Annotated in this window: 13 protein-coding genes; 3 read left to right on the forward strand and 10 right to left on the reverse strand. The window is 72.8% G+C overall.

The window, feature by feature from the left end:
- The first annotated feature begins 97 nt into the window (after positions 1 to 97).
- From VM324_05235 to VM324_05245, 3 genes are read left to right on the forward strand one after another with little or no spacing between them, the layout of a single operon-like run.
- A complete protein-coding gene (locus VM324_05235; GenBank protein ID HVL98675.1) occupies positions 98 to 1,567 on the forward strand; it encodes a HAMP domain-containing sensor histidine kinase in 1,470 nt (489 codons plus the stop codon).
- The gene (locus tag VM324_05240; protein HVL98676.1) at positions 1,564 to 2,235 is read left to right on the forward strand and encodes a response regulator transcription factor; all 672 of its coding nucleotides are present in this window, start codon (positions 1,564 to 1,566) and stop codon (positions 2,233 to 2,235) included. Before VM324_05235 ends, VM324_05240 begins: the two co-directional genes overlap by 4 nt.
- A 19-nt stretch (positions 2,236 to 2,254) precedes the next feature.
- Positions 2,255 to 2,635: a response regulator gene (locus VM324_05245; protein HVL98677.1), complete on the forward strand. Its 381-nt coding sequence runs from the start codon at positions 2,255 to 2,257 to the stop codon at positions 2,633 to 2,635.
- Between the two features lie 119 nt (positions 2,636 to 2,754).
- Here the strand turns inward: VM324_05245 and VM324_05250 are convergent, their stop codons facing one another.
- The 10 genes from VM324_05250 to VM324_05295 all read right to left on the reverse strand — a co-directional run bounded on the left by VM324_05250 (position 2,755) and on the right by VM324_05295 (position 13,922).
- A complete protein-coding gene (locus VM324_05250) occupies positions 2,755 to 3,492 on the reverse strand; it encodes a hypothetical protein (GenBank protein HVL98678.1) in 738 nt (245 codons plus the stop codon).
- Between the two features lie 169 nt (positions 3,493 to 3,661).
- Positions 3,662 to 4,609 carry a class I SAM-dependent methyltransferase gene (locus VM324_05255; protein ID HVL98679.1) on the reverse strand — a complete coding sequence of 316 codons (948 nt, stop codon included), beginning with the start codon at positions 4,607 to 4,609 and terminating at the stop codon, positions 3,662 to 3,664.
- 7 nt (positions 4,610 to 4,616) lie between these two features.
- Positions 4,617 to 6,266 (reverse strand): ABC transporter substrate-binding protein, encoded by a 1,650-nt coding sequence (locus tag VM324_05260; protein HVL98680.1) that lies wholly within the window; start codon positions 6,264 to 6,266, stop codon positions 4,617 to 4,619.
- Positions 6,267 to 6,286: 20 nt separating this feature from the next.
- On the reverse strand, positions 6,287 to 8,041 hold the full coding sequence (locus VM324_05265; protein ID HVL98681.1) for an ABC transporter ATP-binding protein: 1,755 nt from the start codon (positions 8,039 to 8,041) through the stop codon (positions 6,287 to 6,289).
- Positions 8,038 to 8,871: an ABC transporter permease gene (locus tag VM324_05270; GenBank protein HVL98682.1), complete on the reverse strand. Its 834-nt coding sequence runs from the start codon at positions 8,869 to 8,871 to the stop codon at positions 8,038 to 8,040. The genes VM324_05265 and VM324_05270 overlap by 4 nt, the downstream gene beginning before the upstream one ends.
- Complete coding sequence (locus VM324_05275) at positions 8,868 to 9,953, reverse strand: ABC transporter permease (protein ID HVL98683.1); 1,086 nt, start codon at positions 9,951 to 9,953, stop codon at positions 8,868 to 8,870. Before VM324_05275 ends, VM324_05270 begins: the two co-directional genes overlap by 4 nt.
- Positions 9,940 to 10,605 carry a class II aldolase/adducin family protein gene (locus tag VM324_05280; GenBank protein HVL98684.1) on the reverse strand — a complete coding sequence of 222 codons (666 nt, stop codon included), beginning with the start codon at positions 10,603 to 10,605 and terminating at the stop codon, positions 9,940 to 9,942. The genes VM324_05275 and VM324_05280 overlap by 14 nt, the downstream gene beginning before the upstream one ends.
- Entirely contained in the window at positions 10,602 to 11,171 is a 570-nt protein-coding gene (locus VM324_05285) for a hypothetical protein (protein ID HVL98685.1), read from the reverse strand. The genes VM324_05280 and VM324_05285 overlap by 4 nt, the downstream gene beginning before the upstream one ends.
- Before the next feature lie 56 nt (positions 11,172 to 11,227).
- Positions 11,228 to 12,619, reverse strand: a complete 1,392-nt coding sequence (locus VM324_05290; protein ID HVL98686.1) for an adenylosuccinate lyase family protein — start codon at positions 12,617 to 12,619, stop codon at positions 11,228 to 11,230.
- A gap of 52 nt (positions 12,620 to 12,671) precedes the next feature.
- Positions 12,672 to 13,922 (reverse strand): Glu/Leu/Phe/Val dehydrogenase dimerization domain-containing protein, encoded by a 1,251-nt coding sequence (locus VM324_05295; protein ID HVL98687.1) that lies wholly within the window; start codon positions 13,920 to 13,922, stop codon positions 12,672 to 12,674.
- Positions 13,923 to 14,099: the final 177 nt, after the last annotated feature.

Below are 14,099 nucleotides of genomic sequence, written 5' to 3' on the forward strand. Positions count from 1 at the left end.
CCCACGGCTTCGGCGCCCCCCGCCCCGCCGCCTCCGCCACCGCCGGCGGGTGGCGACGACGACATCGACGACGACATCGACGACGATGACGACGACGATGACGACGACTGAGGACGGTGAGGGTCAGAGCGAGAACGGCGCCGGCGGTCTGCGCCGGGTGCTGTCGAGCCTGCGCGTCCGCCTCGTCGGCGGCTACCTGCTCCTGCTCGCCCTCGCGCTGGCGGCGTCGATCGTGACGGTGCGCGCCGTGCTCCTCGACCGCGTGAGCGCACGCATCGACCGCGAGCTGCTCCAGGAGGTGGAGGAGATGCGGGCGCTCGCGGCCGGCAGGGATCCTGTCACCGGTGAGCCCTTCGGGGACCGCGTCGACCGGGTCGTCGAGGTGTTCTTGCGCCGCAACATCCCCCACCGGCACGAGACCATGGTCGCCTTCGTCGACGGGGAGCCGTTCCTGCGCAGTGCGAACCCCCCGCCCCTGCGCCTCGACCTGCAGCCGGAGCTCGTCGAGCGGTGGTCGGTGCTGGAGACAACCCAGCGCGGGCAGGTGGACACGGAGGTCGGCCCGGTCGACTACCTCGCCGTACCCCTGCGCGCGGACGGGCAGGCACGCGGCGTCTTCGTGGTCGCGGTGTTCACCGCGTTGGAGCGGGCGGAGGTCGACGAGGTCGTCCGCCTCGCCGGCACGGTCGCCTTCCTCACGCTGGCGGCCGGCACCGTGCTCGCGTTCGCACTCGCCGGCCGGGTGCTCCAGCCGGTGCGGCAGCTGACCGCGACCGCGCAGCGGATCACCGACACGGACCTGTCGCGACGCATCGACGTCCGCGGGCACGACGAGCTCGCCGAGCTCGCCGCCACGTTCAACGGGATGCTCGACCGCCTGGAGGGGGCCTTCTCCGGACAGCGGGCGTTCCTCGACGACGCCGGGCACGAGCTGCGGACCCCGATCACCATCATCCGCGGTCACCTCGAGCTGATGGGCGACGACCCGGCCGAGCGGGAGGAGGTCGTCGCGCTCGTCCTCGACGAGCTCGACCGCATGCACCGCATCGTCGACGACCTCCTGCTGCTCGCCAAGGCGCAGCGGCCCGACTTCCTGCGCGAGGAGGTCATCGACGTGCGCGCGCTGGCCGAGGAGGTGTTCGCCAAGGCCCAGGCGCTCGCGCCACGCGACTGGCGGTTCGAGGCCGTGGGCGACGGCCGGATCGTGGGTGACCGTCACCGGCTCACCCAGGCGCTCGTCGCGCTCGCGGCAAACGCCGCGGCCTACACCGAGGAGGACGTCGAGGTCGCGATCGGTGCGGCGGTCACGGACGGCCACGCGCGCCTGTGGGTCCGTGACGAGGGGCCCGGCATCCCCCTCGGCGAGCAGGAGCGCATCTTCGACCGGTTCGCCCGCGGTTCCCACGGGCAACGCAGCCGCGACGGCAGCGGGCTCGGTCTGGCGATCGTCCGCGCGGTCGCCGAGGCGCACGGCGGGCGCGTGGAGCTGCGCAGCCGCGCCGGCGCCGGTGCGACCTTCACCGTGGTGATCCCCGTGGACCGGGCCGGCGACGGAGACGGGCGGTGAGCCGCATCCTCATCGCCGAGGACGAGGCGCGTATCGCGTCGTTCCTCGAGAAGGGTCTGCGGGCGAACGGCTTCGTCACCTCGGTGGCGAGCGACGGGATCGAGGCGCTGCGGCGCGCGCGCAGCGGGGAGTTCGACCTGCTCATCCTCGACATCGGCCTGCCCGGCAAGGACGGCTTCGCCGTGCTCTCCGAGCTCCGGGGGACCGGCAACCGCTTGCCGGTGATCGTCGTGACCGCCCGGGACGGCGTCGATGACACCGTGGCGGCGCTCGAGGGGGGGGCCGACGACTACGTCACGAAGCCGTTCGCCTTCGAGGAGCTGCTGGCCCGTGTGCGGGTGCGCATGCGGGGTGACGCGGCCGTGGAGGAGACCGTGCTCCGCCATGGCGCGGTGTCGCTCGACCTGCGCACCCGCCGGGCGCGGGTGGGCGACCGGGAGGTCGACCTCACGGCCCGCGAGTTCACGGTGCTCGAGACGCTCCTGCGCCATCCCGGCCAGGTGCTGAGCCGTGAGCAGCTGCTCAGCCACGTGTGGGGCTACGACTACGACCCCGGGTCGAACGTCGTCGACGTCTACGTCGGCTACCTCCGCCGCAAGCTCGGCCAGCGCACGATCACGACCGTCCGCGGCATGGGCTACCGCCTCGAGGCCGTCGATGCCGGATGACGCCGACGAAGGCCGTTCCGTGACCGGTCCCGGGGGCCGCGTGCTCCTCGTCGAGGACGAGCCCCGGATCGCCGCGTTCCTCGTCAAGGGGCTGCAGGGCGACGGCTGCGACGTGGTCGTCGCGGAGGACGGCGAGGTCGGGCTCTACCTCGCCACCGCCGAGTCCTTCGACGCGGTCATCCTCGACATCGGCCTGCCGGGGCTGCACGGTGTGGAGGTGCTGCGGGGGATTCGCAGAGCGCGCCCGGCCCTGCCCGTCGTCATGCTCACCGCCCGCGACGAGCCCGACGCCCGCGACGTCTGCATGCAGGCCGGCGCGACCGGCTTCGTCACGAAGCCTCTCGTCTTCGCCGACCTGCGCGCGGTGCTCGCCGCGTGCATCTCTTCGGGTGCGGGCTGAACCGCCCGCCCCTTCCAAGCCGGTCCGCTGCTTCGGCGGCTTCCCGCGGACACCAACGGGTTGTCCGGCGGGATACCGCGGGGGTGGACCGCCCCGAGGGGCGGCCCACCCGCCGCGGGTCAGCGGGTGAGGACCGTCGGATCCCGGAAGGTGCCGACGAGGCCCGGCTGGGTCTCGCCCGGCGGCCGCGTGGTGTCACCGCGCAACCCGACGAAGTCGGTGAAGTGACCGCGCTCGGCGCACGTCGGCTGCGTGGCGTCACGCTGGTGCGCGAGGCACACGAGGATGCCCTGGAAGGACCCGTGACCAGTGATGTCCTGGAAGGTCCCGGTGCTCTGCGTGGGGGACAGCTCGAACCGCCCGGTCAGCTGCACCTCGTTGTCGGAGATCCGCCGGTACCGCGCCCGGAACTCGGTGACGATCGCGTGCTCGGTCTCGGTCTGGACGCCGTTGACCGTCTCGCAGAGGACGCTCGTGATCGTCCCCTCGATGAAGCCCCGGTCACCCCGCGGACCTTGCACCTGGGTGACGGTGCCCTGGACGTGGTGGCGGACCGCAGCGGTGCCGTCGTCGTCGTCGACACCGGGGTAGTCGGGCCGGAAGTCCAGCCCGAGGTCGTTGAAGGGCGCCCGCCCGGCGCAGGTACGGGACGAGTAGGCGAAGGTCTCACCCTCGACGAAGTCGTACGACAGCCGCTCGGTCGAGAAGAGCAGGCCCGACCAGTCGGGGTCGTCGTTGCTGTGGGTGTGGACGCTCAGCTGGAAACCGCCGCGCGCCTCCGACTTGGGTGCCTTGTTCGGATTGGCTGCGGCAGGGCCGACGAGCGCCAGGGCCGTCACGACGGCCAAGGCGAACACGAGACGTAGTCTTTGCATGCAACTCCCTTTTGGTAGCAATTCAGTCGCTTTCCCTTACTCGCGCGGGTTCAGGGCGCAAGGCGGGCTAGTGTAGCCAGGCTAGGAAAGTCGACAATCCTTTATTGCTCGACCCCGCGGCGTTGCGGGTACCGGTCGCTGTCGGCACCCCTCAACGGCTGGCGAACACGAGCGACTGCGTGTGGCCGGGCAGGTCGACGACGTCGACCGCGGCGAAGCCCGCCTCGGCAAGCCAGCGCGCATACTCCTCCTCCCCGTGCGTGTCCCCGCCGCCGCCGACGCCGAGCATCTGGACGGCGAAGGCCGGGACGACGGCGTTGCGGCCACGGACGAAGGCAAGCAGCGCGACGCCGCCGCGCGGGGCGACGACCGGACGCAGCAGGCGAAATAGGGCGGCATTGCGCGCGGGGTCGTACGTATCGGTGACGGCTGCGGCGAACACGATGTCGAAGGGTCCCTCCGCGAGGTCGTGGAAGAAGTCGCCGGCGCAGAGACGCACCCCGGCGGCCTCGAGTCGTCCGCTGCGGCGCGCGAGGTCGACGGCCTCGGGCCGGTCCTGCATCGTCACGGACAGGCCGCGGCGGGCGAACGCGAGGGCGTGCTCGCCGTGGCCTCCGCCGAGGTCGAGCACGCGCCGCGCGTGCGGGAAGCGCGACAGGCACGCCTCGACGGCGGCCGGTGCGACCGGACGCGCGTACGCCGCGAGGGCTGCGTACCACCGCTCGCGCTGCGCCGGCCCGGAGGCGGGCGCGGCGGTCGGCTCGACGCCCCGCAGGCGGGCGTCGAGCGCGCCGCTCCACATGCGTATGGAGCGGGCGTGGTGGCGCAGGAGCGCGGCGAGGTCGGGGTCGGGTGCGCCGGCGCCGGTCGCGTAGCGGCCGCCGCTGCGGCGTTCGACGATGTCCCAGACCGCGAGGAGGTCGAGGACGACGCGCACCGCGTGCTCGTCGAGGCCCGAGGCCGCCGCCACGTCGGCCGGCGTGCCCGGCAGGGCCGAGAGCACGCCGGCGTCGGCGGCGGCGTCGTAGACGAGCAGCATGCGCCAATCGCTCGCCTCGTCAGGCGGGGCGAGGAACGACCGGTCGGGGCGCACGGTCACCGGGCGGTCAGGAGTCCGTGGGCATGCCGGTCTCCTGGCCGGTGACGAACGCGTGCTTGTTGTACGTCGTCGGCACGACGCCGGCGACGCCGCCCGGGGTGTAGTACCAGGCGTCGAAGACCTCCGTGTCGTGGATCGAGAAGCCGGTCGGGTAGACGAGCGGCAGCAGCGGCAGGTCCTCGGCGACGATCTCCTGGATCTCGGTGACGATCTCGAGGCGCTCGTCGTCGTCGAGCGTGTTGAGCTGCTCGCGCGCGAGCTCGTCGACGCGCGGGTTCTCGTAGCCCTGCGCCTGCTGGACGAGCTGCTCCTCCGTCGAGTAGATGAGCCGCAGGTAGTCCGGTGCGAGGTCGCTGTTCATGCCGCCGAAGCTGATCATCGACATGTCCGTTTCGCCGGCCAGCACGCGCTGGTTGAACGACGGTGTGTCGAGCGCCTGCGGCTCCAGCTGCACGCCGATCTCCGCGAGGTAGCCCACGACGAGGTCGACCGGCGGCCCCGCCGGGGCGGGGACGAGGAGCTCGAACGACAGGGGCTGACCGTCGGGACCGGTGCGCATGCCGTCCTCGCCGCGGGCGTACCCGGCCTCGTCGAGGAGCGCGTTCGCGGCCTCGAGGTCGAACGCGTACTGCTCGACCTCGGCGTGGAAGGGATGCTCGGGCGGGATCCACCCGGGGTTGCCCGGGGCGCCGTTGCCGCCGAACAGCCGCTGCACCATGTCCTCGCGGTCGATGGCGAGCGCGCAGGCACGCCGGAACTGCGGGTCGGCGAGCGCGCCACCTCGGGCGAGGTTCCAGTACAGTGCCGTGCCGGCGGAACCCGGTGGCGCCTCGAGGATCTCGTAGCGGTCGTCCTCCTCGAACGGCGCGAGCGCGTCGTCGCGCAGCCCGTTGCCTCCGGCGGCGGACAGCTCACCGGCGAGCAGGGCGGTGAGCGGGTCGCCGACCTCGACGAACTCGAGCCGTTCGACGACCGGGGTCCCGAGGAAGTAGTCGTCGTTCGCGGTGTAGAGGTAGGACCCCTCGCCGGGGGAGTACTGCTCGAGGCGGTAGGGACCGGTGCCGACGAGCAGCGCGACGTCGCTGGCCTGGGCGGCGTCGTCGACCCCCGACCAGATGTGCTCGGGCACGATCGGGACCGCGCCTGCGGCGCCGAACTGCAGGAACGTCGCAGCCGGCTCCGAGAGGGTGAACTCGACCGTGTGGTCGTCGACAGCGGTAACCTCCTCGATCTCCTCGATCGGCTGCACGATGACCTGCGGCGAGATCTGCTGCTGGTCGAAGTACGCGAACGTGAAGACGACGTCCTGGGCGGTGAACGGCTCGCCGTCGTGCCAGGTGATGCCCTCGCGCAGCTCGAAGGTGTAGGTGAGCCCGTCGTCGGACTCCTCGAAACCGGAGGCCAGCCACGGCAGGACCTCCCCGCTCGCGTCCTTCCACACCAGCGTGTCGTAGATGAAGCTCGTCTGGACGTAGCCGGGACCACGCATGTAGCCGAACGGCGAGGGGAACCCCTGGTCGCCACCGGGCAGCCGCAGCGTCACGCGTTCCGGCGCCTCGTCGGTCGCCTCGGGCGTCTCGTCGGTCTCGGGTTCGGTGTCCTCCTCCTGGCCGGGGCAGCCGGTCAGTGCGAGGGCGAGCGCCACCAGGAGCGCCATGTGCCGGAGCGTTGCTTGCCTCATGCGGTTCCCTTCTCGTTGCGGATGGGCAGGTGGACAGGTTCGGGCCGGCGGGAGGCGAACGCGGAGGCGGCATCGACGAGCCGGCGGGCGGTCGGGCTCTGGGGATCGGTGGAGACGAACCTCGACGGGCCCTCCTCGACCACGCGGCCGGCGTCGAGCACGACGATGCGGTCGGTGACCTTGCGGACCACGGCGATGTCATGTGACACGACGACGAGGCCGAGGCCCATCTCGGCCTGTCGTTCGCGCAGGACGACGAGCAGGCGTGCCTGCTCGGACGCGTCGAGCATGCTCGTGGGCTCGTCGGCGATGAGCACCTTCGGACGGACGACGAGCGCGCGGGCGAGCGCGACCCGCTGCAGCTGGCCGCCGGACAGCTCGTGGGTGCGCGACCGGAGGAAGTCGCCTGCCGACGGCAGGCCGACGCTGTCGAGGACCTCGCGCACCGCGCGCGCACGCTCCGCGAGCGCCCCCGATCCGGCGACGTCGAGCGGCTCGCGCACGAGCTCCTCGACGGTCAGGCGCGGGGAGAGGGCGTCCCAGGGGTCCTGCATGACGAGCTGGATGCGCCGGCGCAGCGCACGGGCCGCGCGCCTGCGGGATGCGCGCAGCGGCTCGTCGCCGAGCCACACCTGCCCCGCGTCCGGCGCGACGTGCCCGGTGAGGACGCGCGCAAGGGTCGACTTGCCGCTGCCCGAGGGCCCGACGATGCCGACGGCTTCGCCCTCGCGCAGTTCGAGGGACACCCCCGTCAGTGCCTGCACCTGCGCGTTCCCACGCCCGAACGCCTTGCGCACCCCCGCTGCCGCGAGCAAGGTCTTCAGTCCGCCGAAGTGGCAGGCGACCAGGCGCCCCCGCGACAGCATGAGCGGAGGGTTGTCGTCGCGGCACCAGTGCTCTGCCTGCGTGCACCGCTCGAAGAAGGGGCATCCCGCCGGAAGGTTGCGCGGGTCGGGAGGGTGACCGCGGATGGGACGCAGGTCCTTCGTCGTGTTCATGACGGGGTAGGCGTTCACGAGCCCCCAGGTGTAGGGGTGGGCCGGGTCGGCGATCACCCGGTCGGTGTCGCCGACCTCCATGGCCTGTCCCGCGTAGAGGACCATCGTGCGGTCCGCCAGATGGGTGGCGTCGGGCAGATCGTGGGAGATCACGACGAGCGCGAAGGCGCGTTCCTGCGCCAGTGTTGCGACGCGGGCGACGAGCTCCGCCCTCGTCGCGGTGTCGAGGCCCGCCGTGGGCTCGTCGAGCACGACGAGCGCCGGATCGAGCACGAGCGTCATGGCCAGCAGGGCGCGGCGCCGCTCCCCACCGGAAAGCTGATGCGGATAGCGGTCGAGCAACTTGGGATCGAGCAGCATCCCCTCGGCGGCCGCCGTCACCCGGCGGCGGGCGCGTGCGGCGCTGAGACCGAGGCGGTCGCGCAGCGGCTCGGCAAGCTGCGTGCCGACGGTCGTCACGGGGTTGAACGGGGCGCCCTGCAGGGCGAGCGCGACCGTCGACCAGCGCAGCTCGCGGAGCCGCTCCGCCGGGGCGCCGATGAGCTCGACGCCGTTCAACCGGACGTTGCCATGCGCCTCCGGCGGCTGCACGAGGCCCGCGAGGCACATCGCGAGGGTCGTCTTGCCCGATCCGGACTCACCGACGACGGCGAGCGACTGCCCCCGCTCCAGGCGCAGGCTCAGTCCCCGCAGCGCGTGCACCCCGCCGGGGTAGCGCACCGCGAGATCCTCGACCTCGAGCAGCGCGCTCACGGGTGGGCTCCGACCCGCCGGTTGAGCAGCGGCTCGAGCCCCACGCCGAGGAACATGAACCCCGAGACGAGGACGGTGATGGCGAGGCCCGCCGGCAGGACCCACCACGTCCACAGCGGTGAGAAGTACAGGCCGGGGTGGGCGAGCGCGCGGTTGAGGATGAGCCCCCAGCTCACCGCGGTGGGGTCGGCCAAGCCGAGGAACGCGAGGCCGGTCTCCAGCAGGACCGCCTGGCCGGAGACGGCCACGAACCCCGCGACGATGAGTGGTCCGACCGCGGGCAGCAGGTGCCGGCGCATCACATAGAGGCCACCGCCACCGAAGCCGCCCGCCGCCGCGACGAAGCCCCGTTCCCGCAGGCTCGCCGCCTGGCTGCGCACCGTCCGCGCGATCACCGGCCACACGGTGAGCCCGATGGCGAGGACGAGGTTCGTCCTGCTCGGCCCCACGAGCGCGGCGACGAGGATGAGCAAGGGCAGGCGGGGGACGGCGAGCACGACGTCGACGACGCGCATCGCCACGACGTCGACGAGCCCACCGGCGAGCCCTGCCCCCACGCCGACGAAGGCACCGACGGAGATGGCCAACGTCGCCGCGCCGAGTGCGACGACGAGCGCGGCGCGGGCGCCCCAGACGAGCTGGGAGAAGAGGTCCTGCCCGATGTTGTTCGTGCCGATCAGGTGGCGGCTCGACGGGGGCTGGAGCGCCTCGCCGGCCAGGGCGCGCGGGTCGTACGGCGCGATCCACGGGGCGAGCAGGGCGGCGATGACGAGGGTCAGGACGAGCAGGCCCCCGACGAGCGCGAACCACGACCGCAGCCCGTGGCTCACCCGCGCATCCTCGGGTCCAGGCGGGTCGAGAGCACGTCGGCGAGGTAGTTGGCGGTGACCACCACGGCGCCGAGCACGAGGAAGCAGGCCTGCAGGACCGGGTAGTCGCGGAACTCCACCGCCTCGAACATCAACCGCCCGAGACCGGGATAGGCGAACACGACCTCGACGTAGATGCTGTTGGTGATCGCGAAGCCGAGGTGGACGGCGATGAGGCTGACGACGGGGAGCAGGGCGTTGCGCGCCGCGTAGCCGTACTTCAACCGGCGCTCGCGCAGCCCCTTTGCCCTTCCCATGAGCAGGAAGTCGGCCCCGAGCTGGCTGACCATGCCCGCGCGCATCACCAGGTACTGGCTGGCCGCGAAGCTCACCGCCATCACGGCCGCCGGCAGGACGAGGTGGTGGGCGATGTCGGCGGCGCGCTCGAGCAGTCCGAGCGCGGCGAACGGGGTGGTTCCGCCGGACAGGGGGAACCAGCCGAGCGTGGCCGCGAACACGAACACCGCCAGGGAGGCGAGGAAGAACGCGGGGAGGCTGTTCGCTGCCATGGCTGTGGTGAGCAGCCCGCGGTCGACACCGCGCCCGCGCCGCCAGCCCGACGTCGCCCCCGCCACGAGGCCTGCGGTCACCGCAACGGTCATCGCCGCCGCCACGAGCAGCAACGTCCACGGCAGCCGCTCCGCCAGGAGTCCGGCGACCGGGCGGTTGTGACGGATCGACGTGCCGAGGTCGCCGCGGGCGAGCCCCGCGAGGTAGGACACGTACTGCTCGCCGAGCGGCCGGTCGAGCCCGTAGTAGGCGGCCAGCTGCTCGCGCAGGGCTTCGCTCTGCACGTAGGAGGGAGCGGCCGGGTCGAGCAGGGCGACGAGCGGGTCGCCGGGCATCGCCCGCGGCAGCACGAACGTCAGCGTCACGAGGACGTAGACCGTCCCGAGGTAGGCGAGCAGGCGGCTCCCGCCCGCCCGCGACCTGCGTGGTCCGTCCGCCGGCTTCCGCGTGGCCAGCCCCGTGAGCTCCTCCGCCACCGCCGGGGGCTGCTCGGGCCCCCCGGTGGCCGGGGCGCGCGCCTCACGCGCCGCCATCGCCGTGCCCGGGCGCGAGGCAGGGACGCAGGTCGGTGAAGGCCCCGGGGGGGAGGTCCTTCGCCCCCCCGATGGCCGCCGCACGCAGCTCTGCCTCGGCCGCCTCCTCGACCACGATCGCGAGCTTGGCGGCTGCGGTCGGGGACGGCCCCCACACGAGCACCCCGTGGTTGGCCAGCAGCAGCGCCGACGTGCGGGGGTGCGCGCGGACGGTCTCCGCGATGGCACGCCCGAGCGCCGTGGATCCGCGCGGTGCCCACGCCGCGACGGGCATCTCGCCGTACTGGCCCCGTCGCAGCAGGGCCTCGTAGCGGCACGGGAGCGGACGACGCGCGAGGGCGAAGGCCGTGGCATGCGGCGAGTGGGTGTGCACCACCGCCCCGGCTTCGGGCAACGGTCCGTACACCGCGGCATGCATGCCGACGATCTCCGCGGTGGATGCGTCGAGCGTGCCCTCCTCCACTTGCCCGTCGGCCCCGACCACGGCGAACGACGTCTCCTTGACGGCGGCAACCGTCCCTCCGGCGAGGAGCATGCGCTCGGCGTCGATGCGGGCGCTGAGGTTGACGTGGCCGGTGTGGGACATGATCCCCGACTCCGAGAGGAGACGCGCCGCTCGCACGAGGCCTCGCCGCCGCTCCTCGACGGTCATGGGGATTCCACCGCTGTCGTCGTCCGCACGAGCGCCTCGCGCTCGTTGCGGGCCTCGTAGAACGCGCGGAGGACCGGCCGCTCGGGATCGACCATCGAGAGGATGAGGCACCAGAGCCCGCTGCCCTCCGCAAGGCGCCGGTCGAGCTTCGTGCAGGTGTCGCGCACGGGGTCGGAGGCCCACGCGACGCGGTGCATGTGGTAGGACCCGAACAAGATGGAGCCGGCCGCGTCGCAGGTTTCCTCCGCCGCCTGCACCTCGTTGGGGTCGGCGACCCATCCGCGCCGCTCGAACGGCGTCTCGGAGGGGACGGCCACGGCCTCCATCACCTCGTCGACGTAGGGCCGCAGCGGCGCCGACCAACGGAGGTTGCGACGGAGGGCAAAGGCATGCGTCGCGACGATTTCGTGGTCGTGCATGCGGCCGCCGAGCAGGCCGTAGCTCTTCTTCGCGGCCTCCTCCCCGGGCTCGTAGTCGCCACGGAGCTTGCGGCGGGCGTGCGCGAGGACGCGGTCGTACACGCCCTGCGGGAACGTGATGGTGCGGACCTCTTCCAGAAACCCCACGACGACGGCTCCTTCATGACACTGCGGGCAGGTCCGTTGGTCGGGCAGGGGGGCGCTCATCGGTCCGGTGAGGTCGAGGGCCGGCTGCCGGTTGCTGCCCGTTGCCGCAGCCAGAGGTCCGCCCGCTCGACGACCCGGTTGACGAGCGTGGCCGCGTCGCCGACCTGGCGGGCGGGATCGAAGATGCGGTCGAGCTCCTCGTCGCCCAGGTGCATGCGAACCTGCGGGTGCCGGGAGACCCCGGTGCGCAGGGACCGTCCCTCGTCGCGGGCCTGCTGGCTGAGCGCGTAGACGAGCGCGTAGGCGCTCTGTTTGCCCATGTGGCGGCCGAGGGCGAGCATGAGCGGCTCCGTGCAGATCTCCTCGGCGCGGGCCTTGGCGCCTTCGGCCATGCGGTCGGTGTGGACGCGCAGGCCGTCGAGGACCTCGGCGACGATCCGCAGGCCCGTGAGCGTGTAGTGCGACACGTCGGCGACCGCGACCCATTCCAGGCGGAGCCCCCGCGAGTCGCGCTCGTGCTCCACCACGAGCCCCTCGAGCGCGAGGGTGGCGTCCACCCGGGCGAGGCGCGCAAGCACGACAACCTGCTGGCAGGCCTCCGGGTTGCGCTTGTGGGGCATGGTGCTGCTGCCCACCCTTCCCGGGCTCCAGCCTTCCTCCAGCTCGCCGAGCTCCGGCCGCCCGAGTGTGCGGATCTCGTCGGCGATGCGCGCAAGCGTGCCCGTGAGCATGGCCAGGCACGTGACGTACTCGGCCACGCGATCGCGCGAAGCGTGCCAGGACGTGGCCGGCACGCCCAGTCCGAGACGGTCCGCGAAGCACTCGAGCAGCCGAGGTCCCCGCCCGTGGAACCCGGCCATGGTGCCCACACCCCCGAAGAGCTGGGCCACGAGGGCCCGTTCGCGCATGGCGTCCACTCGCGCCGCCTGGCGGAGCAGCTCGTCCAGCCATCCGGCGACCTTGACCCCGAAGGTCGTGGGCAGTGCCGGGCGGCCGTGCGTCCGTCCGACCATGACCCTGTCGCGGTGCAGAAGGGCGAGGTCGCGCAGGACGACCACGAGGCCGAGGACGTCGCGGTCGACGACGTCGAGGACGTCGCGCATCTCCAGAGTTTGCGCGGTGTCCTGGATGTCCTGCGTCGTCGCGCCGTAGTGAACGAACTCGCCGGCGCCTGCCCCGCACGCCGCCTCGTGCGCGCGCAGCAGCGCGACGAGGGAGTGGTTCGTGGCGCGGAAGTTCTCGGCCAGCGCGTCAAGGTCCATGCGACCGAGGTCGGCGGCGCGTGCGATCTCCTCGGCCGTCTCGCGGGGCAGCAGGCCCACGTCCGCCTGGCTCAGGGCCAGGGCCGCCTCGACGTCGAGCCAGCGCTGCATGCGGCAGGTGTCGCAGAAGATGCGGCGGCTCTCCTCGGTGGCGTACGCGTGACCATGGAACCGTGAGTCGGTGATGTGGCCGTGCCGGTGCGAGCACGGGGCACTGCGAGGTTCGGCGGGCGCCCGGTCAACGCAGCCCCTCCGCCGCCCCGCGGTGGGGCCGGTCCCCGTAGGGACGCCGCCGCCCGGCGTCCTGTTCGGCGCATAGCCGCAGTGCGGCCTCTCGCGGGGGAACGCCTCCCGCCGCCGCCAGGGAAAGAACCTCGCGCACGAGCGCGCGCGCCCGCCCCGCGACGCGCGCGAGCACCTCGTCGGCCGCAGGGCGTGCCGGCGGACCGAAGAGGGCGTCCATGGAAGCCGGGCCGCCGCAGCCGCCCACGAAGTCGGGGACGACCACGACACCCCGATCGTGCAGCCACTGCTCGGTGTCCGCCGACAGGCCGAGGTTCGCCCCCACCACGACCGCCCTCGTGCCGGCCGCCAGCGCGTTTCGCGCGTCGGCGTCGACGGCGTCCTCGCAGGCCGCGAGCAGGAGGACGTCGACGGCTTCGAAGACCGCATCGGGAGGCGCGACACGGCCGGCGGTGCGCGGACGGGTACGCGTACCATCGTGGTGCGGCCGCCGCAGCAGGGCCGTCACGTCAAGGCCCCCATCGGCGATCAGGCAACCGTGCTCGTCGCCCACCGCGGTGACCGGCAGGCCGGCCTCCACGAGTGCAGCCGCAGCAGCACGCCCGAGCGTTCCGAATCCCTGGATCCCCACCCGTGGGCTGGATCTCGGGTAGCCGACCTCCTCGAGCGTGGCGATGGCGGCGTGGGCGAGTGCGTGGCCCGCGCGCCGCTCTCCGAGCGTGAGATGGCCGACGCGCTCGTCGAGGCGCCGAAGGCGGTGGAGAACCTCCCCTTCGGGCAGTTCCTGCGCCGCCGCGACGGCGATCTTCACCGACGCGATCCCCTCGGCACGCGCGTGTCGCTCGATCTCGTCCCAACGCGTGCCCATGTCTGGGCCCATGGAGTAACGCTCGAGCAGGTAGGGCTTGATGAAGTGGAAGAACCGGCGGATGGCCGCCGCCTTGCCCGGCGCGCGGGGGTCGTAGGCGATGCCGGACTTCGCCCCGTCGACGCCCAGGCCGAGGACCCGCTGCTTCAACGCCATGACCCCCGCCAACCGCTGGACCGTCGAGGCGGTCAGGCCGGGATGCACGCGGAAGCCGCCCGCGGCCAGGGCGTTCCCGACGCCCGCGAACGACAGGTGACCGGAGAACCCTTCGACGGGGTCCACGTAGTGGACCAGCGACGCCGCGCGGTCTGCGTGGAGGAGTTCGGAGTAGGCCTGGTGGCGGGAAATGGGCTGCTCTCCGAGCTGCGAAAGGTCCAACCGGGACGCGGGGGTGGTTGACGTGGCATGCGTCGGGAGGCGGGCCAGTGGCCAGCGGGCGGGCAGGGAAGATGTCAGGCTAGGAGCTTCGGTGGGCGCGTCAATGGGTGTGCGCGTCATCTAGTCCACTCGGGCGGGTCTGCGGCGGCCGAGGGAGGTTTACACGACCGCGGGTGG

Source organism: Egibacteraceae bacterium (assembly GCA_035540635.1).
Taxonomy (GTDB): Bacteria; Actinomycetota; Nitriliruptoria; order Euzebyales; family Egibacteraceae; genus DATLGH01.

Excerpts from the sequence above, each read along its gene's own strand:
- VM324_05260 (HVL98680.1), bottom strand. The coding sequence starts at position 6,266 with ATGGCGCTCCTGGTGGCGCTCGCCCTCGCACTGACCGGCTGCCCCGGC.
- VM324_05280 (HVL98684.1), bottom strand. The coding sequence starts at position 10,605 with ATGACCGTCGAGGAGCGGCGGCGAGGCCTCGTGCGAGCGGCGCGTCTC.
- VM324_05275 (HVL98683.1), bottom strand. The coding sequence starts at position 9,953 with ATGGCGGCGCGTGAGGCGCGCGCCCCGGCCACCGGGGGGCCCGAGCAG.
- VM324_05235 (HVL98675.1), top strand. The coding sequence starts at position 98 with ATGACGACGACTGAGGACGGTGAGGGTCAGAGCGAGAACGGCGCCGGC.